Here is a 26,096-nt window from a genome sequence, read left to right on the forward strand (position 1 = left end):
CCAGGAGCACCGATGACCACGAAGCCCGAGGCCGAGGTCCCGCTGTGGAACATCGCCAACATCCTCACCATGCCGCGGCCGCGTCATGGTGCCGCCGCTGGTGGTGCTCGCGATCCTCTATCCCGACTCGGTCGGCGGGCGTCTGCTCGTCGCCGCGGTGTTCGTCCTGGCGATGATCACCGACTTCGTCGACGGGCACCTCGCCCGCGGCCGCAACCTGATCACCGACTTCGGCAAGATCATGGACCCGATCGCGGACAAGGCGATCACGGGCGCGGCGCTGATCATGCTCTCCATGTGGGAGTACGTCCCCTGGTGGATGACCGTGCTGATCCTGGTGCGCGAGATCGGCATCACCGTCATGCGCTTCACCATCCTGAAGTACGGGGCGCCGCCGGCGAACATGGCCGGCAAGGCGAAGACGATGGTGCAGTCCATCGCGATCACCTTCTGCCTCATCCCCTTCGAGCTGTGGTGGTCCCCGGCGCGCTGGATCGGCCTGGCCCTGGTGCCGCTGGCCGTGGTGCTGACCGTGTGGTCCGGCCTGGTGAACCTCAAGGACGGCCTGCGCCTGCGCCGTGAGGCGCTCTCGGCGGGGACCGCGCAGGCATGAGCGGGACCCCCGCCGCGGTGATCGACGCGGCGCGCGAGCGCGGCTGGTCCCTCGCGACCGCCGAGTCGCTCACGGCCGGCGCGGTCGTGGCCCGACTGGTCGACGTGCCCGGTGCGAGCGATGTCGTCGCCGGGGAGCGGCCTGCTACTCCTACGCGGCGAAGAGCCGAGTGCTCGGCGTGGACGCCGGGTCGCTCGAGCGCACCGGCGCGGTGACCGCGCAGGTCGCCGCCGCGATGGCCGAGGGCGCGCGCGGCTGTACGACGCCGACCTCGCCGTGTCCACGACCGGAGTGGCCGGCCCCGGCCCCGACGCGCGGGGTGTGCCGGAGGGCACGGTGCACCTCGGGATCGCCCGACGCGGCGGTCCCGCCCGCACCCGTGAGGTCCGTCTCTGCGGCGGGAGAGCCGAGATCCGGGCCCTCGCCGTCCAGGCGGCCCTCGACGAGCTCGCCGTCGAGCTCGCCGATCCGTCCGAGTCCTGATCAGCCGGGGACGACGCGGTCCTCTCCTCCCCGACGTCCACCGTGCACATCTTCAGCGAACCCTCGGACGTGGCCCACTACACTCTGGGGAACACTCTCGCGGGAGGACGCGTTGGGCTCTACGTGATGACGACGACGTACCGCATCCCAGAGGTGCATGAGAAGTTCATCCAGAGTCAGAGGAAGGGAGGAAGGTCCATGATCCTGTACCGCCAGGAGCTGGGGGACGTCTCGCGCGATGCGCGCCGTGCCCAGGGCCGCACGCCGCGGCAGGTGTCCTCCGACGCGCGCGTCTCGCTGGGCTATCTCAGCGAGATCGAGCGCGGGCAGAAGGAGGCCTCCAGCGAGTCGCTCGTCTCCGTGACCGACGCCCTCGGTCTCCCGCTGTCCTTCGTCCTGCGCGAGGTCTCCGATCGCATCGCGGTCGCCGAGCGCGTGACGATCCCGGACACGGTCCCCGAGGGGCTCGCCGACGGCACCGCGCCGCTGGTCGGCGCCAGCTGAGGTGCGCCGCAGCGAGTTCGCGGAGCTGGCCGATCACGTGTTCGGCTCGACGCTGGCCCGCACCTACACCCACGACCTCGTGCTCGAGGAGGTCGGCGGCCTGACCGCCGCCGGGGCACTCGAGCGCGGGGTCGCCGTGCGTGCGGTGTGGACCGCGCTGTGCGAGGCGATGGAGGTCCCCGAGTCCGCCCGCTGGGAGATCCCTGTCGAGCAGCGACGACGCTGACGTCCCCGGGGCCGGCGCCGCCGCCGGCCCCGCAGGATCGCTGCGGAACACGCGGCGCGACACGCCCGCGGCCGACTTGAGTTCGAACGTCTGTTCGGTAGTCTGTGTCCGTCGGTCCCCGGGCATCGTGCCCGCCTCAGCACCTCTCCTCCCCAGCGCCCCGTCATCCACAGGGGCACCGGGGCAACGGCGAATGTCGGGGTCGGCGCCTACTGTGGCCGCAAGGTCACCACGTCGGCCCACCCGGCCCTCAGGAAGGAACACCCCATGGCTGCATCGAAGTCCGCCCCCAAGTCCACCGCGAAGGATCGCGGCTCCTCCTCGACAACGCCCTCGCCCAGATCGACCGCCAGTTCGGCAAGGGATCGATCATGCGGCTCGGCGACGACACCCGCCCGCCCGTCGAGGTCATCCCCACCGGATCTGTCGCGCTGGACGCCGCCCTCGGGGTCGGCGGCCTGCCCCGCGGCCGCATCGTCGAGATCTACGGTCCGGAGTCCTCGGGCAAGACCACCGTCGCTCTCCACGCGGTCGCCAACGCGCGCGCAACGGCGGCATCGCCGCGTTCATCGACGCCGAGCACGCGCTGGACCCCGAGTACGCCAAGAAGCTCGGCGTGGACACCGACGCCCTGCTGGTCTCCCAGCCGGACACCGGCGAGCAGGCCCTCGAGATCACCGACATGCTGATCCGCTCCGGCGCACTGGACATCGTCGTGGTCGACTCCGTCGCCGCGCTCGTGCCCAAGGCCGAGATCGAGGGCGAGATGGGCGACTCCCACGTCGGCCTCCAGGCCCGCCTCATGTCGCAGGCGCGCGCGCAAGCTCACCGGCGCGCTGTCCTCCTCGGGCACCACCGCGATCTTCATCAACCAGCCGCGCGAGAAGATCGGCGTCTTCTTCGGCGACCCCGAGACCACCACCGGCGGCAAGGCGCTGAAGTTCTACGCCTCGGTCCGCATGGACATCCGCCGCATCGAGACCCTGAAGTCCGGCTCCGACGCCGTCGGCAACCGCACCCGCGTCAAGGTCGTCAAGAACAAGATGGCCCCGCCCTTCAAGCAGGCCGAGTTCGACATCCTCTACGGCGAGGGCATCTCCCGCGAGGGCGGACTGATCGATCTCGGCGTGGAGCACGGCGTGGTCCGCAAATCCGGCGCCTGGTTCACCTACGAGGGCGACCAGCTGGGGCAGGGCAAGGAGAACTCCCGCCAGTTCCTCAAGGACAACCCGGACCTCGCCGCGGAGATCGAGGAGAAGATCCTGCGCACCCTCGGAGTCGGCAAGTACGCCGCAGAGCAGTCCGCCCCCGAGACCGAGATCGGAGCCGAGGACGTGCTGGGCGAGGACGAGTTCCTCGACGAGGACGTCCCCGCCACCATCTGAGCGATGACTCCTGGGCACCACCCCGGCGGCGCCGGCGACCAGCAGGTCGTCGGCGCCGACGACGTCCCTGCGCGGCCCCCGGACACAGCACCGCACGCGGACCGGTCCGCGACCGCCTCCCCGCGGCAGAGCTCCCCAGGGGCGGCCCCTGCCCGGCGCACGAGCCCCGCGCAGCAGGTGACCGAGCAGCTCGCCACCCGCACCCGGGAGATCCTCGAGCGGCCGCGTGTCGAACAGAGCGAGGAGGAGCGCGCGCGGGAGAAGCAGGTCGTGCACGAGTGCCGGTACCTGATGCGCCTGCTGTCCACGCGGCGTCGCTCCGAGGGGGAGATGCGTCAGCGGCTCGCCGAGCGGGAGGTCCCCGCGGACATCGCCCACGAGACGATGGCCCGCATCGCCCGCGCCGACCTGATCGACGACGCCGCCTTCGCCCGCGAGTGGGTCCAGCAGCGCCGCTCCCTGCGCGCCCTCGGCGACGAGGCGCCGCGCCGCGAGCTCGGGGCCCGGCGCGTCGACGCCGAGCTGATCGAGGCCGCTCTCGCGGACGGGCAGAGCGACGAAGAGCGGGCCGCCGCGAGCTGATCCGCTCCCGCCTCGACCACCGCGACCGGGAACGGTCGCGCGAGGAGCGCGACGGCGACCACCGCCGGAGGCTCTCGCGCCGACTCGACGCGCTCCTGACCCGCAAGGGCTACCCCGGCGACCTCGCCGTCCACGTGATCGCGGGCGAGCCGCGCGCCGCGGCCGAGGACCCCGCCGCCTGAGCAGGCGGGCGCCGCACGGCGCGCCGCCGCGCAGGACGTGGGCCCGGATCAGCCCGTCTCAGCCCGTCGAGGCCGCCCCGTCGGAGGCGTCCTCCCGATCAGCCACCGAGGGGCTGTCACCGCGGGATCCGCGGCGCCTGATGAGCCGCAGGACCACGGCGATCACCGCGAGCACGAGGCCCGCCACGGAGACGACCACGTGCGGATAGACCATCAGCACGCCGCCGATGAGGAGCAGAGCCCGCTCCAGGGCGCTGGTCCGCCCGAAGAAGTACCCCGCGAGCCCGGCCGCGATCACCATCATCCCCAGGACCAGGGTGGCCAGCGCCGGGACCAGCTCGGCGATCGTTCCCTGGAGCAAGAGGGACGGCTCCAGGACGAACACGAAGGGGATCAGGAACGCCGCGATCGCCAGCTTGACCGCCGTGACCCCGGTCTTCATCGGATTCGCACCTGCGATCCCTGCACCGGCATAGGCCGCGAGGCACACCGGCGGAGTGATGTCGGCGAGGATGCCGAAGAAGAACACGAACATGTGCGCCGCGATCACCGGCACCTCGAAGTTGTTGATCAGGATCGGCGCCGCGATGGTCGCGGTGACCACGTAGTTCGCCGTCGTCGGCAGACCCATGCCCAGGATCACGCAGACGATCATCGTCATCAGCGCAAGACCAGCAGGAAGTCGCCCTGGGCGATGTCGATGATCGAACCGCCGAGGCGGTCGCCCAGCCCCGTGCTGGTCACGGTGCCGGCGACGATTCCCGCCGTGGCGCAGGCGGCGATCACCGGCAGTGCAGTGCGAGCGCCCGCCTCCAGCATCTTCACGATCCCGACGAAGCCCAGCCTGGTCGACTTCCTCAGGAAACTCAGCACGAAGGCCGCGCCGATGCCCCACAGCGCCGCACGGGCCGGGGAGAAGCCGTCCAGCATCATCCACACGATGATCACCAGCGGAATGATCAGGTCCGCCCGTTTCGCAAGCGACTTCCAGGACGGGAGCATCGACGCGGGCAGACCGCCGAGCCCGTTGCGCTTGGCATCGAAGTGGACAGAGAGCATGACGCCGAGGAAGTACAGCGGCGCGGGGATGATCGCGATGACGATGATCTCCGCATAGGGCACGCCGGTGTACTCCGCCATGATGAACGCGGCCGCGCCCATGATCGGCGGCATGAACTGGCCTCCGGTGGACGCGGTGGCCTCGGTGGCCCCGGCGACGTGCGGCTTGAACCCGGCCTTCTTCATGATCGGGATCGTGAAGGACCCCGAGGCCACCGTGTTGGCGACCGAGGATCCGGAGATCATGCCCTGCAGACCGCTGGCGGCGACCGCGGCCTTGGCCGGACCGCCGGTGAAGCGCCCCGCGACGCGGAACGCGAGGTCGTTGAAGAAGGCGCCGATGTTCGTGCGGATCAGCACCACCGCGAACAGCAGGAACAGGAAGATGAAGGTCGAGGAGACCTGGATCGGGGTGCCGAACACGCCCGAGCGCGCCGTGAAGAACGTGCCGACCGCGTAGTTCTGCCAGCTCATCCCGTACACGAAGATCGAATACGCGATCGCGAGGGACGCGATGATCACGATCGGCGACCCCCCACGCGCGTCTCGTGGCCTCCAGGACCAGCAGGATCCCCAGGGCGGCGACGATGTAGTCGACCTCCCGGAACCCCATGATCTGCACCAGGTTGCTGGTCAGGTGCCGGTACTCGATGACGATGTACAGGTTCGCGCCGAGGGAGAGGATCGCCAGGACGGCGTCGTACCAGGGCACCCCGTCGGTCAGGCTCACACGCCTGTTGATCGGGTAGAGCAGGAAGATGATGGAGGTCGCGCCGCCGAGGTGAATCGCGCCCTGGATGAGGGAGGGGCGCGATCCGAAGACCCCGGTGTAGAGGTGGAACAGCGTCAGCGCGATCGAGAGACCGCCCACGATCCACACCCAGGCCCCGAGCCCGGTGCGAAAGCGGCTCGCGCTGTCGTGCTCCCTCAGCAGCCGCCTCCGTCTGCTCCTCGGCCTCCTTCACGGACTCCGCATCGAGCGGTGCGTCGAGCGCGGAGTCCTCGCGCCGAGGAGCGGACGGCGTGTCGGCAGTGCTCATCTCAGAGGAGCCCCTGCTCCTGGTAGTACTTCTCGGCGCCGGGGTGGAAGGGGACGTCCCCCTGGCCGAACAGGGCGTAGTCGTGTGTGATCAGTTCGCTCTGCGGGAGAGTGATCTGATCGGCGAACTCGAAGGTCGCCGCCGTGATCTCGTAGGCCACCTCGGGGCTGACCTGCGTGGTCGACGCGACCAGGGCCGCGGCGACGGACAGCGTGGTCAGCGGCTCGGTGACGAACTCGTAGGCGCCGGGCTCGATCGTGTAGACCTCGTACAGGGAGCCGTCGGCGATCTCCTGCGCCGTGTCCTCCTCGAGCGAGAGCAGCGTGACGTCGTTGGTGGCGGAGAGGTCGCCGAGCGAGCCGGTCGGGGTGCCCACCACGAAGATCGAGGCGTCGATGTTGCCGTCGCGCAGGAGATCCAGCGAGCTGGAGAAGTCCTGCTCGAAGGGCTCGTAGTCGCCCTCGGCGATCCCATAGGCGGCCAGGATCGCGTCGGAGACCGCACGGGTGCCCGAGCCGACGTCGCCCACGGCGATGCGCTTGCCCTTGAGGTCCGCCACGGACGTGAAACCGGCCTCGGTCAGCGTCACCATGTGCGCGGCCTCCGGATAGAGCGCGGCGATCCAGCCGAGGTTGTCGACCTGCGCCCCCTCGAAGTCGGCGGAGCCGGTGACCGCGGCGTTCGCGGTGTCGGACTGCGCGATCCCGAGCCGCCACTCCTGCTGGAAGATCATCCCGATGTTCTCCACCGAGGCGCCGGAGTCTGTGTAGTTGACGGTGATGCCCTCGATGTTGTCCTGGTAGATGCTCGCGTACTCGCCCCCGAGCGGGTAGTACACGCCGGCGGTGCCGCCGGTGCCGAAGGTCAGGTCGGTGACGAAGTCGCCCTCGCCGCCCTCTGCGGGTGCACCGCCCTCGCCCCCGCCGCTCCCGCCGTCGTCGCCGCAGGCGGCGAGCACACCGGCTCCCAGGATCGAAGCGCCCAGGGCGGCAAAGCGCGTCGTCGCATTCGCATGTCTACTCCTCGTCAAGGTCGTCACCGGGGAACGAGCACCGGGCGGACAGCTGTGTCTCGTCGGCTTCCCCGCAGGTCATGATCACCTTAGGCGGATCCGGAGTGGGGACGGTCACTTCACGGCGATCGTTTCCGCCCTGTGACCTGAGGGCCCGCCCGCCCCGAGCGCCGTACCCTGGGACCACTATGCCTCTCACCGCTCCCGCCCCGCGGCGCGGCACCTACCAGGTGCGCACCTTCGGTCGCCAGATGAACGTGCACGACTCCGAGCGCCTCACCGGCATGCTCGAGGACTCCGGCTACAGCGCCGCCCCTTCGGGAGCGGACCCGCGCCGCGGCGAGGTCGACGTGATCGTGTTCAACACCTGCGCGGTGCGGGAGAACGCGGACAACAAGCTGTACGGCACTCTCGGAGGGCTCCGCCCCGGCAAGGACGCGAACCCGGGCATGCAGATCGCCGTCGGCGGTCGCCTGGCGCAGAAGGACCGCGCCGCGATCGTCGAGCGCGCCCCGTGGGTCGACGTCGTCTTCGGCACCCACAACATCGGCTCGGCGCCGGTGCTCGCTGGATCGCGCCCGCCACAATGCGGAGGCCCAGGTCGAGATCCTCGAGTCCCTGGACGTCTTCCCCTCCACGCCGCCCACGCGGCGCGAGTCCGCCTACGCGGCGTGGGTGTCGATCTCCGTGGGCTGCAACAACACCTGCACCTTCTGCATCGTCCCCTCCCTGCGCGGCAAGGAGAAGGACCGCCGGCCCGGCGACGTCCTCGCCGAGGTGCGCGACGCGGTCGACTCCGGCGCGATCGAGGTGACCCTGCTGGGCCAGAACGTGAACTCCTACGGCGTGGAGTTCGGGGACCGCGGCGCCTTCGCGAAGTCGCTGCGCGCCTGCGGCGACGTCGAGGGGCTCGAGCGGGTGCGCTTCACCTCCCCGCACCCGGCGATGTTCACCGACGACGTCATCGACGCGATGGCCGAGACGGACAACGTCATGCCCCAGCCGCACATGCCGCTGCAGTCCGGCTCCGACGACGTGTCGCGCCGGATGAAGCGCTCCTACCGCTCCAAGAAGTTCCTCGGCATCCTCGACCGCGTCCGGGAGCGGATCCCCGAGGCCGCGATCACCACCGACATCATCGTCGGCTTCCCCGGCGAGACCGAGGACGACTTCCAGCGCACCCTCGAGGTGGTCGAGGCCTCCCGCTTCTCCAGCGCCTTCACCTTCCAGTACTCCATCCGCCCCGGCACCCCCGCCGCGACCATGGAGGACCAGATCCCCAAGGAGGTCGTCCAGGAGCGCTTCGAGCGGCTCGTCGCCCTCCAGGACCGCATCGCGCACGAGGAGAACCTGGCCCAGGAGGGGCGCGGCGTGGAGATCCTCGTCGCCGAGGGGGGAGGGGACCGCGACGCCGAGACTCGCCGGCTCTCCGGCCGCGCCCGCGACCACCGCCTGGTGCACTTCTCCGTGCCCACCGACCTGCCCGAGGCGCGCGGCCGCGGCCCGGCGACCTCGTCACCGCGACGGTCACCCATGCCGCGCCGCACTACCTCATCGCCGACAGCGCTCTCGAGGCGGGCACGCCCCTGCGCGCGGGGGATCCGCGCTTCTCGGTGCGCCGCACCCGATCCGGCGATGCCTGGGAGGCGGGCGTGCAGGGACTGGACGCAGGCGGCTCCTGCGGCACCGGCCACGAGGGAGCGGCACCGGCCGGCCCAGTCACCCTCGGGATGCCGAGCCTGCGCCGCCGCTGAGCCGTCGGCGCGAGGTCCCGTCGTCGGCCGCACCCTCCGCACAGGGACGAGCCGGGGCCCTCGCGATCGCTCGCAAGGGCCCCGGCCCGTGGTCCGCCGGAGGCGGGGATCAGGTGTCGAGGTCGTCGAGCTCGGCGCCGAGACGCTCCTCCAGGCTGTGGAAGAAGGCGATCACGGTGCTGAGCCCGCACTTGATCGCGCTGTCGATCTGGGAGTCGAGGGCGCCGGCGCGGAAGTCCGCGGCCAGCTCGCCGTACACGCCGAGGAGACCCTCGGACTCGCGGCGCACGTAGACCTTCGGCCAGATGCGGTTCATGTTCCACTCGTTGCAGAGCTTGATCATCTCGACCTTGCGCGAGACGTCCACCGAATGGCTCCAGCGGCCGCGGGTCTGCGAGACGCCGAGGCCCTCTCCGGTGAGCATGAACTGGAAGCGGTAGTCGTCGAAGCGCGCGCGGACGATCTCCGCGTGCTCGTCGTCCTCGACGAAGGCATAGCCATGGCGCGTGAGGCTCTCCTCGAGCCTCGCCATGCTCACAGGGGCCAGACCAGTGGCCGAGTCCGTCCTGACAGGGGACTCGTTCGGTGCAGTCACTTCCCACCTCGGGCGTTGGACGTAGGGCCTGGCAGGCGTGTCCGTGCCAGGATCGCCGATCACCCTACTCCCTCCACCGGGGAACCGGGCAGGGCCCGTGCCCCGCGGAGCCCGGTGACACCTCCCACACGACTACAGTGCGGGCTGTGGAGCACAGCGCGCAGGACCCCGCCCCCGCCTCGGCGGACACGCCGCTGATCGCCGTGGTGGGCGCGACCGCGACGGGCAAGTCGGACCTCGCGATCGCCCTGGCCCGTCAGCTCGACGGCGAGGTGATCAACGCCGACGCCCTCCAGCTGTACCGCGGCATGGACATCGGCACCGCGAAGGTCACCCCCGACGAGCGCGCCGGGGTGCCTCATCACCTGCTGGACGTCCTCGAGGTCACCGAGGAGGCCAGCGTCTCCGCCTATCAGCGCGACGCGCGTGAGGCGATCGCCGCGATCCGGTCCCGGCGCAGGACCCCGATCCTGGTCGGCGGCTCCGGGCTGTACGTGCGCGCCGTGCTCGACGACATCGAGTTCCCGCCCACCGACGCCGCCCTGCGCGAGCGCCTCGAGCGGCGCATCGCGCAGGAGGGGACGGAGGCGCGCACCGCGAGCTCGCCGCGAGCGACCCCGAGGCCGCAGGGATCATCGGCCCCCGCGACGCACGCCGGATCGTGCGCGCCCTCGAGGTCGGCGCCCTCACCGGGCGACCCTTCACCGCCTTCCTGCCCCGCCCCCTGTACGCCGACGCCTCCACCGTGCAGATCGAGGTCGCGCCGCGACCGCGCCCTGCTCCACGAACGGATCGCCGTGCGCGTGGACCGCATGATCGAGGGCGGACTGCTCGAGGAGATCCGCGCGCCGCGGGAGCAGGGGCTCGACCGCGGCCTCACCGCACGCCGCGCGATCGGCTACGAGCAGGGCCTGGCCGTGCTCGACGGCGCCCTCGACTGCGCCCAGGCGATCCAGGACACGGTCACCGGCACCCGCCGGCTGGTCCGCAAGCAGGACACCTGGTTCCGCCGCGATGCGCGGGTGCACTGGCTCGACGCGGACGAGGACGCGGACGGCACCCCCTCCTCACGCGAGCGCTCGCCGTCCTCGAGGCGCAGGACACAGCGGCCGACGGGTCCCGGCCGTAGGCTTCCGCCATGAGCGCACCCCTCGCCTTCACCAAGGGCCACGGCACCGAGAACGACTTCGTGATCCTCGACGACCCCGACGGCCGGCTCGAGCTGGACGCCGCCCGCGTCGCCGCGCTCGCCGACCGCCGTGCCGGGATCGGCGGCGACGGCGTGATCCGCGCCGTCCGCTCCCGCGTCGCCGGGATCGATGCCCCTGACGACGCCCCCGAATGGTTCATGGACTACCGCAACGCCGACGGCTCGATCGCGGAGATGTGCGGCAACGGGGTCCGCGTCCTGGCCGCGCACCTCCAGCGGGCCGGGCACGTCGGCGAGGACCGCTTCACGATCCTCACCCGCGCCGGTGTGCGCGGCGTCGAGATCCTCGAACGGTCGACGGGCCCCGGTGCGCCCTGGCAGGTCCGCGTCGGCATGGGCGCCTCCCGCACGGTCCCCGAGGCCCGCACGGTCGAGATCGCCGAGTCGCGCCTGGACGTGACCGACGTCGACATGGGCAATCCTCACGCCGTCGCCTTCCTGCCCGCGGACGTGGACCTCGACGGCCTCGACCTCTCACGCCGACCCGCCCTGGACCCGGAGCCGGTGGACGGGGCGAACATCGAGCTGGTCAGCGAGCGCGGTCCGCACCACGTCGCGATGCGCGTCCACGAGCGCGGGGTGGGGAGACCCGGTCCTGCGGCACCGGCGTCGCCGCCGTCGCGGTCGCCGCGGCGGCGCGCGCCGCGGACGAGTCCCGCACGCCGTGGACGGTGGACGTGCCCGGCGGGCGGCTCGAGGTGGGCTGGACCGAGGACGGGGAGGTCACGCTCAGCGGCCCCGCCCAGCTGGTCGCCGACGGGACGACCCTGCTGAGCGCCTGAACGCCTGAGCGCCGGCGGAGCGGGAGCGAGCGCCGCCGCCCCGTCAGCTCTCGGGACCGATCTCCAGCACCCGGAAGCCCTTCGCGCTCGCCGCCTTGCCGACCTCCCGCGCGGGCAGCGGCTCGCCGAGCCAGCGCGCGAGCGGGTCGGCGCCGAGGTTCTTCCCCACCACCAGCGCGGCGGTGCCCGTCGGCCGCAGACGCGCCGTCCACTCGCGCAGGAGCTCGTGCGGCGCCGGCTTCCCGATGCGGATCGGCGGATTCGACCACAGGGTGTCCACGGCGAGATCCCCGGGGATCTCCTCCGGCGCGAGAACCCGCAGGTTCTCCACGCCCGCACGACGAGCGTTCTCGGCGGTCAGCTCGCGGGCGCGCTCGCTGACGTCCACCGCCCACACCTCGACCCCGGGATGCCGCGCCGCCGCCGTCAGGGCGATCGGCCCCCATCCGCACCCGAGGTCCACGAGCGTGCCGCCCTCCGGGGGCTCCGCGACCTCGTCGAGGCGGTCCAGCAAGCACCGCCGTCGCCTTGTCGAGCCCGTGCCCGCTGAACACGGCGGAGGAGGAGACGAGGTCCAGGTCCCGCCCGGCCAGACGCACAGGCGGCGGGAATCGACGGTCCGGGGCGGAGGGGTTCGCGGTGAAGTAGTGCTCGTCCACCCCCGCAGGATACGGAGCCCCGGCCCCTCACGGCGACGCACGGAGCGGCCCGTGCCCTGATCCTGGCCGTCCCCCGCGTTCGGGGCGTGATCCGACCGTGATCCGGCTCCGCCCAGCGCAAAATCCCTCGACCCGGACGAGAGGACGTGGGATTCTGGGACGACCGCTTCACCCGACCCAGAGGAGTGCCCCGATCGTGCCCATCGCCTTCCATCCCGAACCCGATTCCGACCGCGACGTCGACGGGACCAGCACGGGAAGGACCGGGGCCGTCGAGCACTCTCCCGCAGCGGAGGACCCCGCGCCCGTCGGTCCCCGTCGCGACCCGCTCACCGAGCGGATCCTCTCCCGCGGCGACGCCTCCGTCCAGGGCACCACCTTCTCCTCGGAGGCCGACGGCGAGCAGTACGACCTCGCCGACCGCCAGGCGCGCGCCGCGTCGCCGGGCTCTCCACCGAGCTCGAGGACGTCTCCGAGGTCGAGTACCGCCAGCCGCGTCTGGAGCGCGTGGTCCTCGCGGGTCTGTACACCTCCGGCAACTCCGACGAGGCCGAGACGAGCCTGCGCGAGCTCGCCGCGCTCGCCGAGACCGCCGGCTCCGAGGTGCTCGACGGGATCCTCCAGCGCCGTGCCCACCCCGACCCCGCGACCTTCCTCGGCAAGGGCAAGGCCGCCGAGCTCGCCGACATCGTCGCCGAGTCCGGGGCGGACACCGTGATCGCCGACGGCGAGCTCGCTCCCGGCCAGCGCCGCGCCCTCGAGGACATCGTCAAGGTCAAGGTCATCGACCGCACCGCCCTGATCCTGGACATCTTCGCCCAGCACGCGAAGTCCCGGGAGGGCAAGGCCCAGGTCGAGCTCGCCCAGCTCGAGTACCTCCTGCCGCGTCTGCGCGGCTGGGGCGAGTCCATGTCCCGTCAGGCCGGCGGCCAGGTGGGCGGCGCCGGCGCCGGCATGGGCTCTCGCGGCCCGGGCGAGACGAAGATCGAGCTGGACCGCCGTCGCATCCGAGACCGGATGGCGAAGCCGCGCCGCGAGATCCGGCTCATGGCCCCCGGACGCGAGGCGCGCCGCGCCGACCGCCGCCGCCACCAGGTGCCGGCCGTCGCGATCGCCGGCTACACCAACGCCGGCAAGTCCTCCCTGCTGAACCGGCTCACCGGCGCCGGGGCGCTGGTCGAGAACGCGCTGTTCGCGACCCTGGACCCGACCGTCCGCCGCGCCACCACCCCGGACGGGCGCGAGTTCACCTTCGCCGACACCGTCGGCTTCGTGCGCCACCTGCCCACGCGCCTGGTCGAGGCGTTCCGCTCGACGCTCGAGGAGGTGGGCGACTCGGACCTGCTCCTGCACGTCGTGGACGCCTCCCATCCCGACCCCGAGGGGCAGGTCACCGCGGTCCGCACCGTGCTCGGCGAGATCGAGGGCTTCGACGTCCCCGAGATCGTCGTGCTGAACAAGGCCGATCTCGCCGCGCCCGAGACCATCGCGCGCCTGCGCGCCCAGGTCGAGGTCAGCGCCGTGGTCTCCGCCCGCACGGGGGAGGGGATCGAGGAGCCGCGCGAGCTGATCGCCGAGCGTCTGCCCCGCCCTGCGGTCGAGGTCGACCTGGTCGTGCCGTACTCCCGCGGCGACCTCGTCTCCCGAGCACACACCACCGGGGAGGTCCTTGCCGAGGAGCACCTCATGGAGGGCACCCGCGTACACGCCCTCGTGGACGAGACCCTCGCCGCGGAGATGCGCACCTCGTCCTGAGGCCGCGGTGGGACGGATGTCCCCGGAGCCCCGACGATCCGGTGCCGCGGGTGCCCCGGGGATCCCGAGGCCCCGGGCATCGGGAGATCGGGCACACCGGGGTGCGCCTCGGCGGGTCCCGGTGCCCGCGCGGATACGCTGATCCGATGACCACCGCACCCGAGCATCCCGTCGCCCCGGCGGCGGCCGACGTCCCGCTGTCGGACCTGATGGATGCCGCGGTCTCCGCCGTCGGGGGCTCACCCCGCCCCGGCCAGCAGACGATGGCGGAGGCGGTCGACCTGGCGATGTCCGGCGGCCGGCACCTCCTGGTCCAGGCGGGCACCGGCACCGGCAAGTCGCTGGGATATCTGGTGCCCGCGATGCGGCACGCGCTCGTCACCGGGCGCCCCGTGGTCATCTCCACGGCGACGATCGCGCCGCAGACCCAGATCGTGCGCAAGGACCTGCCGCGGCTCGCCGAGGCGCTCGCCCCGCATCTGCCGCGCACCCCGACCTTCGCGCCGCTCAAGGGGCGCGCGAACTACCTGTGCAAGCACAAGATCGCCGGCGGCTATCCGGTCGACATCGAGCCCGGCGCTCTGTTCTCCGAGGCGTCCTCGGACCCCTCCCGCACCGGCGGCGAGAAGCTCGGGACCCAGGTCAAGCGTCTGCGGGAGTGGGCGGAGGAGACCGATACCGGGGATCGGGACTCGCTCGAGGACGCCGTCTCGGACCGTGCCTGGCGTCAGGTGTCCGTCACCGGGAACCAGTGCATCGGCACCTCCTGCCCGATGATCCAGGACTGCTTCGCCGAGCGCGCCGCGAGGTCGCGCGCGAGGTGGACGTGGTCGTGACGAACCATGCGGCGCTCGCGATCGACTCCTTCGACCGCCACGGCATCATCCCCGAGCACGACGTCGTCGTCTTCGACGAGGCCCATGACCTCACCGCCCGGGTCACCAGCGCCGTCACCGAGGTCCTCAACCCCGGCATCGCGCGGCGCGGTGCGGGACCTGCGCGGTCTCGGCGTCGCGGCGACCGCGCTGGACGATGCGGGGGAGGAGAGCGCGCGCCGCGCTCGAGCTCGCCCCCGACGGGCGCGTGCTCGGCGACCTGCCCGATCAGCTCGCCGATGCCGTCGGCCACGTCCGCGTCGAGGCGCGCACCGCCCACTCGGACGCGAGGGACGCCGGCGACGACTCCTCCGCCGGGGCGCGGAAGACGGTGCGGGCGAACCTGCAGGAGATCATCGACGTGTGCGAGCGCCTGAGCGACCCGGGCGAGGACGACGTCGTCTCCGTCTCCCGCGGGCAGGCGACCGGCCGCGCCTCGCTGCAGGTCGCGCCGCTGAGCGTGGCCGCGGCGATGCGCGGTGCGATCCTCGAGGACCGCACCGCGGTGCTGACCTCCGCGACGCTCGCTCTCGGCGGTCGCTTCGAGCCGGCCGCCGGGGAGGTGGGCCTCGCCCGCCGGGGACGGGTCGCCGAGGACGAGATCCCCGCCGCCGAGGACTCCGGGGCCTGGGCGGGGATCGACGTGGGCGCCCCTTCGACTACCGGCGCCAGGGCATCCTCTACACCGCCCGCCACCTCCCGCGGCCGGGCCGCGACGGCCCCTCGCCCGCGATGCTGGATCACCTCACCGAGCTGGTGGAGGCCTCGCGCGGGGGAGCGCTGTGCCTGTTCTCCTCGCGCCGTGGCGCGGAGATCGCCGCCGAGCACGTCCGCGCACGGCTGGACCTGACCGTCGCGGTGCAGGGCGAGGACTCCATGGCGAACCTCGTGCGCACCTTCCGCGAGGACGAGGACGCGAGCCTTTTCGGCACGCTCACGCTGTGGCAGGGCGTGGACGTCTCCGGCCGCTCGCTGCGTCTGGTCACCATCGACCGGATCCCGTTCCCCCGACCGGACGACCCGCTGATGTCGGCCCGCCAGGAGCGGATCGCCCAGCACGGCGGCAACGGCTTCATGGCCGTCGCCGGCCAGCACGCCGCGCTGCTGCTGGCCCAGGGGTCGGGGCGGCTGATCCGGCGAGAGACGGATCGCGGGATGGTCGCCGTGCTCGATCCGCGTCTGTCGACCGCACGGTACGGCTCGTTCCTGCGCGAGTCGATGCCGCCGCTGTGGCCGACGGTCGACCCCGAGGTCGCCCTCGGCGCGCTCCGGAGGCTCGCAGCGGGCTCCTGAAACGCGCCGCGGGCTCCAGAGGAGCGCGAGCCCGGGAGCTCAGACGGAGCGCAAGACCGCGACGACCTTGCCGAGGATCTCGGCATGGTCGCCGAGGATCGGGGCGAAGGCCGGGTTGTGTGGCATCAGCCACACGTGGTCGTCGCGCCGCACGAAGGTCTTCACCGTCGCCTCGCCGTCGATCATCGCCGCGACGATCTCGCCCTTCTCCGCGGTGCTCTGCGAGCGGACCACCACCCAGTCCCCGTCGCAGATCGCGGCGTCGATCATCGAGTCGCCGACGACCTGCAGCAGGAAGAGGTCCCCGCCGCCGACCAGGCGCTCGGGAAGGGTGAAGACGTCCTCGACCTGCTCCTCGGCGGTGATCGGGATGCCGGCGGCGATCCGGCCCACCAGCGGGACGTTCACCGAGCCGCCGCCGGGCTCGATCTCCACGGGCGGGGCGGGGACGTCGTCGGCCTCAGGCATCACGACCTCCATCGCGCGCGGACGCTTGGGGTCACGGCGCAGGAAGCCCTTGCGCTCGAGGGTCTGCAGCTGGTGGGCGACGGAGGACGAGGAGGTCAGGCCCACGGCATCGCCGATCTCGCGCATCGACGGCGGGTAGCCGCGCGCGGCGACGGCCTCGCTGATCGTCTCCAGCACGAGGCGCTGGCGACGCGTCAGGCCGGCCGTGCGCTCGTCGGCCTGCGCATCGCCGCGGGCCCTGGTCGGCTTGGGGGTGCTCGGCGTCATCGTGCGGCCTCCTGGCGTCGTCTGTCGGACCCATCGGGTTCCGTTGTCCTCGTGGCCCAGCGTAGGGCGGCACGCGAGGGATGCCAAACATGTGTTCGATGTTCCTCTTGCGTGTCGCGAGCGGCGCGGGCTACAGTCGCACAGAGATTCGATCGAACAGGAGTTCGGAGATGAGTACCCACACCGCCACGGTTCTTCCCTTCCCGCGGCAGGACGAGCAGGCCTGCGAGTCCGTCGCTCGACCGCGTGTTCGACTCGAGCCGACCCGCCGCGGCCGGCGCCTCCTCACGGGCGTCGCCTTCCTGCTCGGCCTCGCGGTCGCCGCGATCGCCCTCCTCGCGCTCGACCTCCCCGCCGCCCTCGCGGGCACCGAGCCCGCCCAGCCCGCCGTGATCACGGTCGAGGCGGGCGACACCCTCTGGGACTACGTCGCCGAGCATGCCCCCGAGGGCGTTGGCGAGGCCGAGTTCGTCGACGAGGTCCGCGGCCTCAACCACCTGCCCACCGGCCGGATCACGGCCGGTCAGCGGCTCGAGCCGCCCGTGCTGGAGGGTGCCTCGCGCTGAGCGGGGGTCGTGCCGGTACCCTGAGCGGATGCACTGTCCGTTCTGCCGCCACCCCGATTCGCGCGTCGTCGACTCGCGCACGTCCGACGACGGCGCGACGATCCGGCGCCGCCGTCAGTGCCCCAGCCGCTCGCGCCGCTTCTCCACCTCGGAGACCGCCTCGCTGTCGGTCCTCAAGCGGTCCGGAGTGAGCGAGCCCTTCAGCCGGGCGAAGGTCATCTCCGGCGTCCGCAAGGCGTGCCAGGGCCGTCCGGTCAGCGACGACCAGCTGGCCCTGCTCGCCCAGCGGGTCGAGGAGAGCATCCGGCTCAGCGGGCAGGCGGAGATCGACGCCCATCAGGTGGGCCTGTCGATCCTGCGGCCGCTCCAGGAGCTGGACCTCGTGGCCTACCTGCGCTTCGCGAGCGTCTACCAGGACTTCGACTCCCTCGACGACTTCGAGGCCGCGATCGCGCGGTCGCGCGCCGAGGGCTCCCAGGTGCAGGGAGCAACCACCGGGGGCGGCGCGACGGGCTGAGCGCCGTCCGCCGTCTGCGCGGATCCGGAGACATTCCTGGACATGGTGCAAGAGGGGGTCGGACTGTGCTTAAGATATTCCTCGTGCACCGACCAGGTGCACACCAGATCGGCGGTCGTGGAGGGGAAGCCACGGCCGCCGATCGCCGTCCCGGGACCCTGAGGACCCGGGGGCGTCGGCGGAGGGCTCAGCCCGCCATGCCGGCCGGGAGCTCCCGGGCGTGGACCACCCCGAGGTCTTTGCGTGGAGCGCGACATGGCGACGTAGAGGTCGCCCGCGCCGTGCGCGTCGATCAGCTCCGCCGGCTCCACGATCACCACGATGTCGAACTCCAGGCCCTTCGCGTCCTGTGCCGTCATCACGGCGACCTCGTCGTCGACGCCCGCCGAGCCGACGCCTACCGACGGCACGGACTCGAGGGAGTCGATCGCGGCGGCGAGATCGTGGAGGCGCTCGGCCGCGGCGATGACGGCGATCCGTCCCGGGAGGCGATCGTGCACGCGGCGCACCGCCTCGGCGCGCGCGCGGTGAGCTCGGCGGGGGAGGCCTGCTCGAACAGCGGGTCCTCCTCGCCGTCCCGGACCGAACTGACCTCGGTGACCGGCAGCGAGTGGGCCTGTGCCATCGCGACCGCGCGGTCCATGATCCGGCGCGGGGTGCGGTAGTTGACGGTCAGGTGCTCCACCTGGAGCCGGTCCTGGATGTAGGGGGACAGTGCCGCGGTCCAGGAATCGGTGCCGCCGGCGGAGGAGGTCTGCGCGACGTCGCCCACCACGGTGAAGGACTTGGTGGGGGCGCGGCGCATGAGCGCCCGCCAGCTCATCGGGGAGTGCTCCTGCGCCTCGTCGACCACGACATGGCCGTAGGTCCAGGAGCGCTCGGAGGAGGCGCGCTCGGCAAGGGTGCGGCCGTCGCGGATCTGCCCGACCTGATCGGCGAGGTCCTCCGCCCGGACGATGCCGGAGGTGTCGATGTTCTCGATGACCTTGCGGGCGTACTCCACGTCCGCCCGGCGTCGCTCGGCGTCGTCCCTGGCCTTCGCCTCGGCCGGGGCGGCGTCCTCGCCGAGGAGCTCTGCCACCTCGTCCAGCGGCGGCACGTCCTCGACCGTCCAGGGCGAGTCCTTGGGGCGCACCAGCAGGTCGACCCGACCGGCGAGGGAGCGCGGCGCCGCGCCCGCAGACGGTCGGGACGCGCGAACAGGATCCGCAGGAAGCCCTGCGGGGTGTAGGGGAGCCAGGCCAGGTTCAGCCGCCGCTTCACCTCGGGGTCGTGGCGGAGGTCGGAGAGCAGGTCCGGTCGGTCCTCCGGCACGATCGTGGAGCCCTGCGCGACGAGCGCGCGCTCGTACGCCTCGACCAGGCGGTCCATCGCCGCGCGGACGAACACGGCGCGGGCCGCGTTGTGGGGCTTGTGCGTGGCGCGGGCCTCGCGCCGGGCGGCGCGGAGCATGTCCCGGGTGAGCACGAGCGGCGTGCCGTCGATCCGCGACCTCACGTCCTTCTCGGGGACCGCCTGTCGCTGCTTGACCGCGCGCAAGAGCGGCTCCGCCATCGCGGCGTCGCCCTTGAGGCGCGCCACGTCGTCGACGTCGTGGGAGAACGTCTCGACCCCGGGGAACATCTCTCCCGGCGTCATCATCACGACGCCGGACTCGCCGAGGCTGGGCAGGACGCGTTCGATGTAGCGCAGGAACCCGGGGGTTGGCGCCATGATCAGCACGCCCGTGTGCTCGAGCCGTCGGCGGTGGGTGTACAGGAGGTAGGCGGCGCGGTGCAGGGCCACGGCGGTCTTGCCGGTGCCCGGTCCGCCCTGGACCACGAGCACGCCGCGGTTCTCGGAGCGGATGATCCGGTCCTGCTCGGCCTGGATGGTCGCGACGATGTCGCCCATCCGGCCGGTGCGCGTGCCGGAGACGGCGGCGAGCGCGCGCCCCTCGCCCTGGAGGACCACGTCGTGCTCCCCGTCCTCGAGCACGCTCTGGTCCAGCACGTCGTCCTCGAGGCCGACGACGGTGCGGCCGCGGCTGATCAGGTGCCGGCGCAGGCGCACATCGAGGCGCTCGGTGCTGGTCGCGCGGTAGAAGGCGGCGGCGGCCGGGGCGCGCCAGTCCACCAGCGGCTGTTCGCGCTCGGGGGTGAACAGGCCGATCCGGCCTATGTAGTGGCGTGCGGCGTCGTCCATGTCCAGGCGTCCGAAGACGACGCCGCGGGACACGGAGCGCAAGAGGGCCAGGCGGTCCTCGTAGAGGGCCATGAAGGAGTCGCGCTCGGAGCGGTTCTGGTGGGTCGAAGCCTGCTGCGACCCCTGGATCCGGTCGAGGTTCCGCTCGACGTGGGTGATCAGCTCGTCGACCCGGGCGTAGAGGAGATCGGCGTACTCCTGCTCCCGTGCGATCTCCCGTGCGACCTGCTCCTCGGCCTCGCGGGCGATCTGCTCCTCGGTCCCGTCCACTGGTCTGCCCCCTCCGTTCGCTGCTCCACGTGTCGCGCCCTCCCGGGCGGACCCGGGGTCGGCGAGGCACGGTGGTCCATTATGGTGGACCCGCCTGGATGCGTGTGCCATCAGGTCACCGACATCTCCACGGCAGCGAGGGAGGAGAGCCCGATGCGCGATCCCCGAGATCTGTACCGCTTCGAGTCGACCGAGGTCCTCGAGGCGGTGCCCCGTTCCGGACTCACGCTCGTCCACGCCCTGCCCGGCATGGTCGACGCCGGCAACGCCTGCCGCATCGCCGCCGACTACCTCCGCGACGAGTCGCGCCACCTGCGCCTGGTCTCCTTCGAGACCGACGAGCCGCTGGACTACCGCGGCTCCCGCCCGCAGGCCACCTTCGACGGCACCTCCTTCTCCGAGGTGGCGATCCCGGAGATCACACTCTGGCTGATGTACGACGAGAGCGACCGCCCCTTCCTCTTCCTCGACGGTCCGGAGCCTGACCTGCAGTGGAAGCGGCTCGCCGAGGCGCTCATCGACCTCGTGGAGTACTTCGAGGTCGAGCGGGTGGTGGGCATGCAGGCCGTGCCGATGGCGGTCCCGCACACCCGGCCGATCGGTCTGTTCGCGCACGCCAACGACCCCTCGCTGCTGGGCCGGCCCGGCACGCGCCCCACGCCGGCGCCGGGCACCGATCCCTCCGCGGGGGAGGAGGGCGCCTCCGAGCTCGTGATCCCCGCCGCCTTCAGCTCGCTGCTCGAGAACCGGCTGGGGCGGGCCGGGCACCCGGCGATGGGCTACGCCGCCCAGATCCCGCACTACCTCACCCGCACCGACTTCCCCGCCGGCGCTCTCGCGCCGCTGCGTCGGGTGAGCGAGGCCGCCGAGCTCGATCTCCCGCTCGTTCACCTCGGCGACCTCACCGATGCCGCGACCGTCGCACTGCAGGGCACCCTCGCCCAGAACGGCGAGGTCCACCAGATCGTCAGCGCCCTCGAGGAGCAGTACGACGCGATGAGCGAGGGGGAGGACCGCTCTCCTCTGGCGACCACGCTGGACCTGCCCACGGCCGAGGAGATCGGGGAGCACTTCGAGCGCTTCCTCGCGGACCACGAGGACGACCCGGGCGACGGGACGCGGGAGGGCTGAGCCTCGCGGGCCTTCGCGAGGGAGCCGTCGATCACAGTTCGTTATGTCTTCGTGACCAGGTGTTCGCCTTCGGCGTGTGAAGCGGGCCACGGTCGTGTCAGAATGGGCGCGTTGCGGTGATGCAGTTCCAGCAGGACAGTCCGTCGACGGTGCCTCCGGCACAGCAGTACGGCACGCACCATTGCGCCACCCGCTCCGGCGGGGGACGGCTTCACGCGGCACCGCGATCGCGTCGTGCGATCGATGATGGACGACACAGAAGGTGACAGGTATGGCACAGGGCTCGGTCAAGTGGTTCAACGCCGAAAAGGGCTACGGATTCATCGAGATCGACGGAGGCGGCGCAGACGTCTTCGTGCATCACAGCAAGATCGACATGGACGGCTACCGCGCCCTCGACGAGGGTCAGCGTGTGGAGTTCGAGGTCAGCCAGGGGGACAAGGGCCCGCAGGCCGAGCAGGTCCGCCCGCTCTGACCACGGAACTCCCGTGAACCCACGGACCGGGCAGGAGCATCGCGCTCCTGCCCGGTTCGTCGTCGTCGGGGGATGATCCGCTCGATCGACAGCACACCCGGCGGCGCAGCGACGGCGAGGCGCCCAGCAGGCGACACTCGTGGCGTGCGGCCCTCGTGGTGCGGCCCTCGCGCCGGGTCCGTGCCGGGACCCGCGCCGACGGGTCAGTCGCCGCCCAGCACCGTCCCGGCCCGGGCCAGGGCGAGCACCCGGTCCCGCCGGGCGAGCCGCACCGAGACCGCATCCGAGCGCAGGGCCCGGTCGATGCCGTCGGGCAGCGGTCGCTGCGAGGCCAGGAGCACGCAGTTCCCGCGGCGCTTGCCGGTCAGATGCGCCGGCTCGGCGATGACGCCGACGTGCGAGAAGACCCCCGAGAGCGTCGCGACCTCGTCGGCCAGCGCCGCGTCCCGGGCGGTGCGGCGCAGTTGGCGAGATAGAGGCCCCCGGGGCGAAGACCCGCGCCGCATCACGGACCGCCGCGAGCCCGGTCAGCTCGGGCGGGGTGACCGAGCCGGCGAAGACGTCCCTGACCAGCACGTCGAAGCGGTCCTCCCGCCAGTCCTCGAGGGCAGTGCGCGCATCGTCGACCCGCGGCCCGCGGCCGGGGCGAGCGCGGCAGGTCGAACCACTCCCGCACCCGCTCGGCCAGCAGAGCGTCGAGCTCCACCACGATCTGCCGTGCACGGGGGTGGCGGGACGCGACGGCACGGGGGAGGGAGCATCCGCCGCCTCCGAGATGGGCGAGCTGGGCGGCGCGCTCCTCGTCGGACTCCTCGAGATGGAGGTCGATCACCTGCAGCATCCAGCGCATGTACTCGAACACCAGGTGCTCCGGATCGGGATGCAGATGCGAGGAGGGGACGCCGTTGACGTCCAGCAGGACCGAGCCGTCGGTCTCGACCGTGAGCCGCGCGGTGCCGGTGGAGATGGGGATCGCCGTGTCCAGCGGGCCGAGGCTGTCGAAGGGGGCGCGCGGGGCGCGATCACGGCGGGGCATCGCACCACTCTAGGAGACGCCGCCGCGGAGGTCCGTGCGGCCCACCTCTCCTCCCCAGCCCCCGCTCGTCCCCAGCGAGGCCGCCGCGGGCGTCGTCCGTCACACCCTCCGCCTAGCGTTCAGGGCACGAGGTCGGGACGAGACCAGCGAGCGCCGGACAGCTCGCGCGACGGGCGGCACCGACGACAGCACCGAGCAGGAGGAGGAGCGCGATGGGCACCACCACGGCACGCAGCGGAGGGCGGCACCCCGAGACGGTCCTGCGTTCGGACGCCCGCTCCCTGAGGTCGCTCCTCGCCCGGCTCGACCAGGACCAGGCCGACCTCGAGCGGGCGCGGCGGCTGCTCCAGCAGGGACGGGAGCTCGCCCTCGTCGCCCCTCGTGAAGCCTTCGAGCTCGTGCACCGCGCCGCGCTCCGCGGCGCCGGGGTGCTCGTCGCCCGCGCGAACCGCGAGCGCCGACGGGCGCGCCGCTGAACGTGTGGACCGCGCTGGAGCGGCTGGGAGGGAGGAGGCTCGGCGCGCGGAGACGATCGGCCCCCTGGTCGCCGAGCGCACCCGGCTGGACCGGGACGCCTCGGCGCCGCCGGACCCCGAGCCGCTCGCCCAGCACCTGGAGGGGACCGCGACCCATCTCGACCGCGTCGCCGAGAAGCTCCTCGAGGGCCTGCCCGTCCCGCTCGCGGAGCTGTCCGAGGGCTGAGCGTCCCCGCGCCCGCCCCGGTACAGTCCTCGGCGAAGGAGGTGGCGATGGGAACGGGTGCGCGCACAGTCCGCACGGCGGACGGACCGGAGGAGACCCCCGGGATCCTCCACCTGGACATGGACGCCTTCTTCGCCTCCATCGAGGTGCGCGACGATCCGTCGCTGCGCGGCCTGCCCGTCGTGGTCGGAGGCGCCGGCGCCCGGGGAGTCGTCGCCGCGGCGAGCTATCCCGCCCGCGCCCGCGGCATCCGCTCGGCGATGCCCATGGCGAGCGCCCGCCGCCTCGCCCCCGATCTCGTGATCATCCCGCCCCGGATCGCGCACTACCGCGAGGTCTCCTCCCAGGTCATGGAGATCCTCGGGGATGTCGTGGCGGACATCGAGCAGATCAGCGTCGACGAGGCCTTCCTCGACGTGCGCGGTGCGCGCCGGCTCTTCGGCGAGCCCGTCGAGATCGCCGAGCCGCTGCGGCGACGCATCCGCGAGGAGCTCGCGCCGCCCAGCTCGGTGGGCGGCTCGGTCTCCCGGGCCGTCGCGAAGATCGCCTCCGCCCGGGCGAAACCCGACGGGATGCTGATCGTTCCCGCCGACCGGACGGCCGAGTTCCTCGCCCCCCTGCCCGTCGGCGCGATCTCCGGCGTCGGCCCCAAGGCCCAGGCGGCCCTCGAACGGCTCGGCGTGCGCACCATCGGACAGCCGCGGGAGGTCCCCACCAGCACCCTCGCCCGTGCGCTCGGCCCGCGCACCCCCGAGATCCTCGCGCTCGCCGACGGCAGCGACCGCACCGGGCTCGGCCACCGCACGAAGGACCGGTCGCTCGGCACGGAGCGGACCTGGGACGAGGACCTCACCGACCCCGCTGAGGTGAGGCGGCGCATCACGATGATGGCCGACGAGGTCTCCCGGCGGCTGCGCCGCTCGGGCTTCGTCTCCCGCACCGTCGTGCTCAAGCTCCGCGCCCCCGACGGCACGACGCTCTCCCGCTCCTCCACCTTCGACCAGCCCACCGCCAGCGGCGAACGACTGAGGGAGCACGTGGTCGCGCTCTGGGAGAGGGAGCGCCCGACGATGCGCAGGGTGCGGCTCGCCGGGGTCCGCGCGACCCAGCTCGAGCCCGCCGCCGGAGTGTCCCTGCAGTCGGAGCTCAGCGCGAGGCCGGCGGGCTGGACCGATCTGGAGGCCGCGATGGACCGTGCCCGCGACCGCTTCGGCGGCGCGAGCCTGAGCAGGGGGTCCACCCTCGAGCCGGGGCGTGCCGAGGCGCCGCCGACGGAGTCGCCCGCGCCGGGGGGTCGTCACCGGGACGGTGAGCGGAGGCGCCTCGCACAGATGGTTCCCATAACTCAGGAAGACGCTCTAAACTGGATGAACCGCCGACGGGGCTGTTGGCCTCCGGCGGGTGCACCGGGCGCCGCAGGGCGCGAGAGGACGGGGACAAGGAGCGGGACCATGCCGCTGTCTGAACACGAGCAGAAGATGCTCGACGAGATGGAGCGTCAGCTCTTCGCCGACGATCCGCGCCTCGCACGTGCCTTCGCGCCCAAGGCGCCGCCGCGACGCAACGGTCGCCGCATCCTGATCGGCCTCGGAGCCGTCGTGCTGGGCCTCGCCCTGCTCGTCCTGGCCGTGGCCCTTCCAGCGATCTGGCTCGGCGTGATCGCCTTCATCGGCATGGTGGCCGGTGCGGTCTACGCCATCACCGGCCCCAGCGGCACCTCCTCCGGCACCGGCGGCTCGGGAGGCGGTCCCGGCGGCGGTCGGGGGCCGACGGCCCCCGGCACCGGCGACGGCGGCGCTTCATGCGCAAGATGGAGGAGCGCTGGGAGAAGCGCGCGGGGGACGACCCGCGCCTCTGACCGTTCGGCTCCCGGCCGCGGTCGCCCCGCCGCTCCGCACCGTTCTGCGGCGCCCCACGGCCCGCCCCTGATTCCCCGAAGCCCCGGCTCCTCGAGCCGGGGCTTCGTCGTTCCCGGGAACGGCGCCTCTGCCGCCGCCGCTCCGTCGACCGCGCGGACGGTCCCCACCACGCTCCACCGCGCTGTCGCGGGGCGGCCCGGCCCGGCCGCTCGGAAAGCCTCCACCCTGTTCGCCGGCGCTCCTGCGGCCCCGTCCCCGCCCCGCTCCCGGCGACTCCCCACATCGCTCCACCGGTGTCCTCCACCTCCCTCCACCCCGGGTCCCGGGCCGCCCGTCCCGAAGGCTCCGATCCGCTGACCTGGGCATATGCCGTGGAGCGATGGGGGAGGGGTGCGCTGTCGGCCGGGATCCTGCACCCCGCGGCGCCCTCGCACCACGCCCGGACGCGAGATTCCCCCCACCTCGCTCCACCCTCCTGACCTGCAGTGACCCAACACTCGTGCCCCGGTTTCCCCGTTCCTGTGGCCATGGGTGGGGAGTAGTGGGGTAAAGTGGAGCGTGTTGGGAGGAGATGGAGATCTGATCGCGAGTCACGGCGACTGAAGGAGGTCG

The 26,096-nt window shown here is 72.5% G+C and carries 24 protein-coding genes and 6 pseudogenes; 20 read left to right on the top strand and 10 right to left on the bottom strand.

Annotation, left to right across the window (positions count from 1 at the left end; genetic code table 11):
- Positions 1-85 precede the first annotated feature (85 nt).
- The 6 genes and pseudogenes from pgsA to WKH84_RS20560 all read left to right on the top strand — a co-directional run bounded on the left by pgsA (position 86) and on the right by WKH84_RS20560 (position 3,793).
- Positions 86-613, top strand: coding sequence for a CDP-diacylglycerol--glycerol-3-phosphate 3-phosphatidyltransferase (gene pgsA / locus WKH84_RS20535; protein WP_341854928.1), 528 nt, complete (start codon positions 86-88; stop codon positions 611-613).
- A pseudogene (locus WKH84_RS20540) lies at positions 610-1,096 on the top strand (nicotinamide-nucleotide amidohydrolase family protein). Before pgsA ends, WKH84_RS20540 begins: the two are co-directional and overlap by 4 nt.
- Before the next feature lie 198 nt (positions 1,097-1,294).
- Complete coding sequence (locus WKH84_RS20545; RefSeq protein WP_341854929.1) at positions 1,295-1,600, top strand: helix-turn-helix transcriptional regulator; 306 nt, start codon at positions 1,295-1,297, stop codon at positions 1,598-1,600.
- A gap of 1 nt (position 1,601) precedes the next feature.
- On the top strand, positions 1,602-1,826 hold the full coding sequence (locus tag WKH84_RS20550) for a DUF3046 domain-containing protein (protein ID WP_341854930.1): 225 nt from the start codon (positions 1,602-1,604) through the stop codon (positions 1,824-1,826).
- 267 nt (positions 1,827-2,093) lie between these two features.
- Positions 2,094-3,211, top strand: a pseudogene (gene recA / locus WKH84_RS20555) (recombinase RecA).
- 3 nt (positions 3,212-3,214) lie between these two features.
- Positions 3,215-3,793 carry a regulatory protein RecX gene (locus WKH84_RS20560; protein WP_341854931.1) on the top strand — a complete coding sequence of 193 codons (579 nt, stop codon included), beginning with the start codon at positions 3,215-3,217 and terminating at the stop codon, positions 3,791-3,793.
- A gap of 240 nt (positions 3,794-4,033) precedes the next feature.
- On the opposite strand, the gene WKH84_RS20565 is transcribed toward WKH84_RS20560, so the two are convergent.
- The 3 genes from WKH84_RS20565 to WKH84_RS20575 form a co-directional block, all read right to left on the bottom strand.
- On the bottom strand, positions 4,034-4,636 hold the full coding sequence (locus tag WKH84_RS20565) for a TRAP transporter large permease subunit (RefSeq protein WP_341854932.1): 603 nt from the start codon (positions 4,634-4,636) through the stop codon (positions 4,034-4,036).
- Positions 4,636-5,556 carry a TRAP transporter fused permease subunit gene (locus WKH84_RS20570; RefSeq protein WP_341854933.1) on the bottom strand — a complete coding sequence of 307 codons (921 nt, stop codon included), beginning with the start codon at positions 5,554-5,556 and terminating at the stop codon, positions 4,636-4,638. The genes WKH84_RS20565 and WKH84_RS20570 overlap by 1 nt, the downstream gene beginning before the upstream one ends.
- Before the next feature lie 519 nt (positions 5,557-6,075).
- On the bottom strand, positions 6,076-7,113 hold the full coding sequence (locus WKH84_RS20575) for a TAXI family TRAP transporter solute-binding subunit (RefSeq protein WP_341854934.1): 1,038 nt from the start codon (positions 7,111-7,113) through the stop codon (positions 6,076-6,078).
- A 161-nt stretch (positions 7,114-7,274) separates the two neighbouring features.
- Here WKH84_RS20575 and miaB point away from each other — a divergent pair.
- Positions 7,275-8,840 (top strand): annotated as a pseudogene (gene miaB, locus WKH84_RS20580) (tRNA (N6-isopentenyl adenosine(37)-C2)-methylthiotransferase MiaB).
- A gap of 109 nt (positions 8,841-8,949) precedes the next feature.
- On the opposite strand, the gene WKH84_RS20585 reads toward miaB, so the two are convergent.
- Entirely contained in the window at positions 8,950-9,372 is a 423-nt protein-coding gene (locus tag WKH84_RS20585) for a YbjN domain-containing protein (protein ID WP_341856993.1), read from the bottom strand.
- A gap of 209 nt (positions 9,373-9,581) precedes the next feature.
- Between WKH84_RS20585 and miaA the strand changes: the two are divergent.
- Both miaA and dapF read left to right on the top strand, forming a co-directional pair.
- Positions 9,582-10,577: pseudogene (miaA, locus tag WKH84_RS20590) on the top strand (tRNA (adenosine(37)-N6)-dimethylallyltransferase MiaA).
- Positions 10,574-11,427, top strand: a pseudogene (dapF, locus tag WKH84_RS20595) (diaminopimelate epimerase). Before miaA ends, dapF begins: the two co-directional pseudogenes overlap by 4 nt.
- Positions 11,428-11,470: 43 nt before the next feature.
- On the opposite strand, the gene WKH84_RS20600 reads toward dapF, so the two are convergent.
- Positions 11,471-11,941, bottom strand: a complete 471-nt coding sequence (locus WKH84_RS20600; RefSeq protein WP_341854935.1) for a methyltransferase — start codon at positions 11,939-11,941, stop codon at positions 11,471-11,473.
- Between the two features lie 341 nt (positions 11,942-12,282).
- Here WKH84_RS20600 and hflX point away from each other — a divergent pair.
- From hflX to WKH84_RS20620, 4 genes and pseudogenes are all read left to right on the top strand, one after another.
- Positions 12,283-13,841, top strand: a pseudogene (hflX, locus tag WKH84_RS20605) (GTPase HflX).
- A 146-nt stretch (positions 13,842-13,987) separates the two neighbouring features.
- A complete protein-coding gene (locus WKH84_RS20610; protein WP_341854936.1) occupies positions 13,988-14,677 on the top strand; it encodes a DEAD/DEAH box helicase in 690 nt (229 codons plus the stop codon).
- Positions 14,678-14,873: 196 nt separating this feature from the next.
- Positions 14,874-15,566 (top strand): hypothetical protein, encoded by a 693-nt coding sequence (locus tag WKH84_RS20615; RefSeq protein ID WP_341854937.1) that lies wholly within the window; start codon positions 14,874-14,876, stop codon positions 15,564-15,566.
- Positions 15,473-16,009, top strand: coding sequence for a helicase C-terminal domain-containing protein (locus WKH84_RS20620; RefSeq protein ID WP_341854938.1), 537 nt, complete (start codon positions 15,473-15,475; stop codon positions 16,007-16,009). The genes WKH84_RS20615 and WKH84_RS20620 overlap by 94 nt, the downstream gene beginning before the upstream one ends.
- Positions 16,010-16,048: 39 nt before the next feature.
- Here the strand turns inward: WKH84_RS20620 and lexA are convergent, their stop codons facing one another.
- Positions 16,049-16,744 carry a transcriptional repressor LexA gene (gene lexA / locus WKH84_RS20625; protein WP_341854939.1) on the bottom strand — a complete coding sequence of 232 codons (696 nt, stop codon included), beginning with the start codon at positions 16,742-16,744 and terminating at the stop codon, positions 16,049-16,051.
- 170 nt (positions 16,745-16,914) lie between these two features.
- Here lexA and WKH84_RS20630 point away from each other — a divergent pair, with 170 nt between their 5' ends.
- Positions 16,915-17,310, top strand: coding sequence for a peptidoglycan-binding protein LysM (locus WKH84_RS20630; protein ID WP_341854940.1), 396 nt, complete (start codon positions 16,915-16,917; stop codon positions 17,308-17,310).
- A gap of 28 nt (positions 17,311-17,338) precedes the next feature.
- Positions 17,339-17,827 carry a transcriptional regulator NrdR gene (gene nrdR, locus WKH84_RS20635; protein WP_341854941.1) on the top strand — a complete coding sequence of 163 codons (489 nt, stop codon included), beginning with the start codon at positions 17,339-17,341 and terminating at the stop codon, positions 17,825-17,827.
- 397 nt (positions 17,828-18,224) lie between these two features.
- Here nrdR and WKH84_RS20640 read toward each other — a convergent pair whose 3' ends face one another.
- Positions 18,225-18,680, bottom strand: a complete 456-nt coding sequence (locus WKH84_RS20640; RefSeq protein ID WP_341854942.1) for a hypothetical protein — start codon at positions 18,678-18,680, stop codon at positions 18,225-18,227.
- A complete protein-coding gene (locus WKH84_RS20645) occupies positions 18,647-20,281 on the bottom strand; it encodes a hypothetical protein (protein ID WP_341854943.1) in 1,635 nt (544 codons plus the stop codon). The genes WKH84_RS20640 and WKH84_RS20645 overlap by 34 nt, the downstream gene beginning before the upstream one ends.
- 153 nt (positions 20,282-20,434) lie before the next feature.
- On the opposite strand from WKH84_RS20645, the gene WKH84_RS20650 reads away from it, so the two are divergent.
- Both WKH84_RS20650 and WKH84_RS20655 read left to right on the top strand, forming a co-directional pair.
- Entirely contained in the window at positions 20,435-21,412 is a 978-nt protein-coding gene (locus tag WKH84_RS20650) for a PAC2 family protein (RefSeq protein WP_341854944.1), read from the top strand.
- Between the two features lie 271 nt (positions 21,413-21,683).
- Positions 21,684-21,887 (top strand): cold-shock protein, encoded by a 204-nt coding sequence (locus WKH84_RS20655; RefSeq protein WP_010551414.1) that lies wholly within the window; start codon positions 21,684-21,686, stop codon positions 21,885-21,887.
- Between the two features lie 203 nt (positions 21,888-22,090).
- Here the strand turns inward: WKH84_RS20655 and WKH84_RS20660 are convergent, their stop codons facing one another.
- Complete coding sequence (locus WKH84_RS20660; protein WP_341854945.1) at positions 22,091-22,393, bottom strand: hypothetical protein; 303 nt, start codon at positions 22,391-22,393, stop codon at positions 22,091-22,093.
- On the bottom strand, positions 22,393-22,923 hold the full coding sequence (locus tag WKH84_RS20665) for a hypothetical protein (RefSeq protein ID WP_341854946.1): 531 nt from the start codon (positions 22,921-22,923) through the stop codon (positions 22,393-22,395). The genes WKH84_RS20660 and WKH84_RS20665 overlap by 1 nt, the downstream gene beginning before the upstream one ends.
- Positions 22,924-23,135: 212 nt before the next feature.
- Here WKH84_RS20665 and WKH84_RS20670 point away from each other — a divergent pair, with 212 nt between their 5' ends.
- The 3 genes from WKH84_RS20670 to dinB are packed head-to-tail and all read left to right on the top strand — an operon-like array spanning position 23,136 to position 25,841.
- Entirely contained in the window at positions 23,136-23,399 is a 264-nt protein-coding gene (locus WKH84_RS20670) for a hypothetical protein (RefSeq protein WP_341854947.1), read from the top strand.
- Positions 23,400-23,403: 4 nt separating this feature from the next.
- Positions 23,404-23,625 (top strand): hypothetical protein, encoded by a 222-nt coding sequence (locus WKH84_RS20675; RefSeq protein WP_341854948.1) that lies wholly within the window; start codon positions 23,404-23,406, stop codon positions 23,623-23,625.
- 47 nt (positions 23,626-23,672) lie between these two features.
- A complete protein-coding gene (dinB, locus tag WKH84_RS20680) occupies positions 23,673-25,841 on the top strand; it encodes a DNA polymerase IV (RefSeq protein ID WP_341856994.1) in 2,169 nt (722 codons plus the stop codon).
- The last annotated feature ends 255 nt before the right edge of the window (positions 25,842-26,096 follow it).

Origin of the sequence: Brachybacterium sp. GPGPB12, from assembly GCF_038396325.1 — a bacterium.
GTDB lineage: Bacteria > Actinomycetota > Actinomycetes > Actinomycetales > Dermabacteraceae > Brachybacterium > Brachybacterium conglomeratum.

What these genes read in the sequence shown, in the direction of transcription:
- pgsA (WP_341854928.1), top strand. Translation starts at nt 86, where the DNA reads ATGGTGCCGCCGCTGGTGGTGCTCGCGATCCTCTATCCCGACTCGGTC.
- WKH84_RS20545 (WP_341854929.1), top strand. Translation starts at nt 1,295, where the DNA reads ATGATCCTGTACCGCCAGGAGCTGGGGGACGTCTCGCGCGATGCGCGC.
- WKH84_RS20560 (WP_341854931.1), top strand. Translation starts at nt 3,215, where the DNA reads ATGACTCCTGGGCACCACCCCGGCGGCGCCGGCGACCAGCAGGTCGTC.
- WKH84_RS20565 (WP_341854932.1), bottom strand. Translation starts at nt 4,636, where the DNA reads ATGACGATGATCGTCTGCGTGATCCTGGGCATGGGTCTGCCGACGACG.
- WKH84_RS20585 (WP_341856993.1), bottom strand. Translation starts at nt 9,372, where the DNA reads ATGGCGAGGCTCGAGGAGAGCCTCACGCGCCATGGCTATGCCTTCGTC.
- WKH84_RS20610 (WP_341854936.1), top strand. Translation starts at nt 13,988, where the DNA reads ATGACCACCGCACCCGAGCATCCCGTCGCCCCGGCGGCGGCCGACGTC.
- WKH84_RS20615 (WP_341854937.1), top strand. Translation starts at nt 14,874, where the DNA reads ATGCGGGGGAGGAGAGCGCGCGCCGCGCTCGAGCTCGCCCCCGACGGG.
- lexA (WP_341854939.1), bottom strand. Translation starts at nt 16,744, where the DNA reads ATGACGCCGAGCACCCCCAAGCCGACCAGGGCCCGCGGCGATGCGCAG.
- WKH84_RS20630 (WP_341854940.1), top strand. Translation starts at nt 16,915, where the DNA reads ATGAGTACCCACACCGCCACGGTTCTTCCCTTCCCGCGGCAGGACGAG.
- nrdR (WP_341854941.1), top strand. Translation starts at nt 17,339, where the DNA reads ATGCACTGTCCGTTCTGCCGCCACCCCGATTCGCGCGTCGTCGACTCG.
- WKH84_RS20650 (WP_341854944.1), top strand. Translation starts at nt 20,435, where the DNA reads ATGCGCGATCCCCGAGATCTGTACCGCTTCGAGTCGACCGAGGTCCTC.
- WKH84_RS20655 (WP_010551414.1), top strand. Translation starts at nt 21,684, where the DNA reads ATGGCACAGGGCTCGGTCAAGTGGTTCAACGCCGAAAAGGGCTACGGA.
- WKH84_RS20660 (WP_341854945.1), bottom strand. Translation starts at nt 22,393, where the DNA reads ATGCGGCGCGGGTCTTCGCCCCGGGGGCCTCTATCTCGCCAACTGCGC.
- WKH84_RS20665 (WP_341854946.1), bottom strand. Translation starts at nt 22,923, where the DNA reads ATGCCCCGCCGTGATCGCGCCCCGCGCGCCCCCTTCGACAGCCTCGGC.
- WKH84_RS20670 (WP_341854947.1), top strand. Translation starts at nt 23,136, where the DNA reads ATGGGCACCACCACGGCACGCAGCGGAGGGCGGCACCCCGAGACGGTC.
- dinB (WP_341856994.1), top strand. Translation starts at nt 23,673, where the DNA reads ATGGGAACGGGTGCGCGCACAGTCCGCACGGCGGACGGACCGGAGGAG.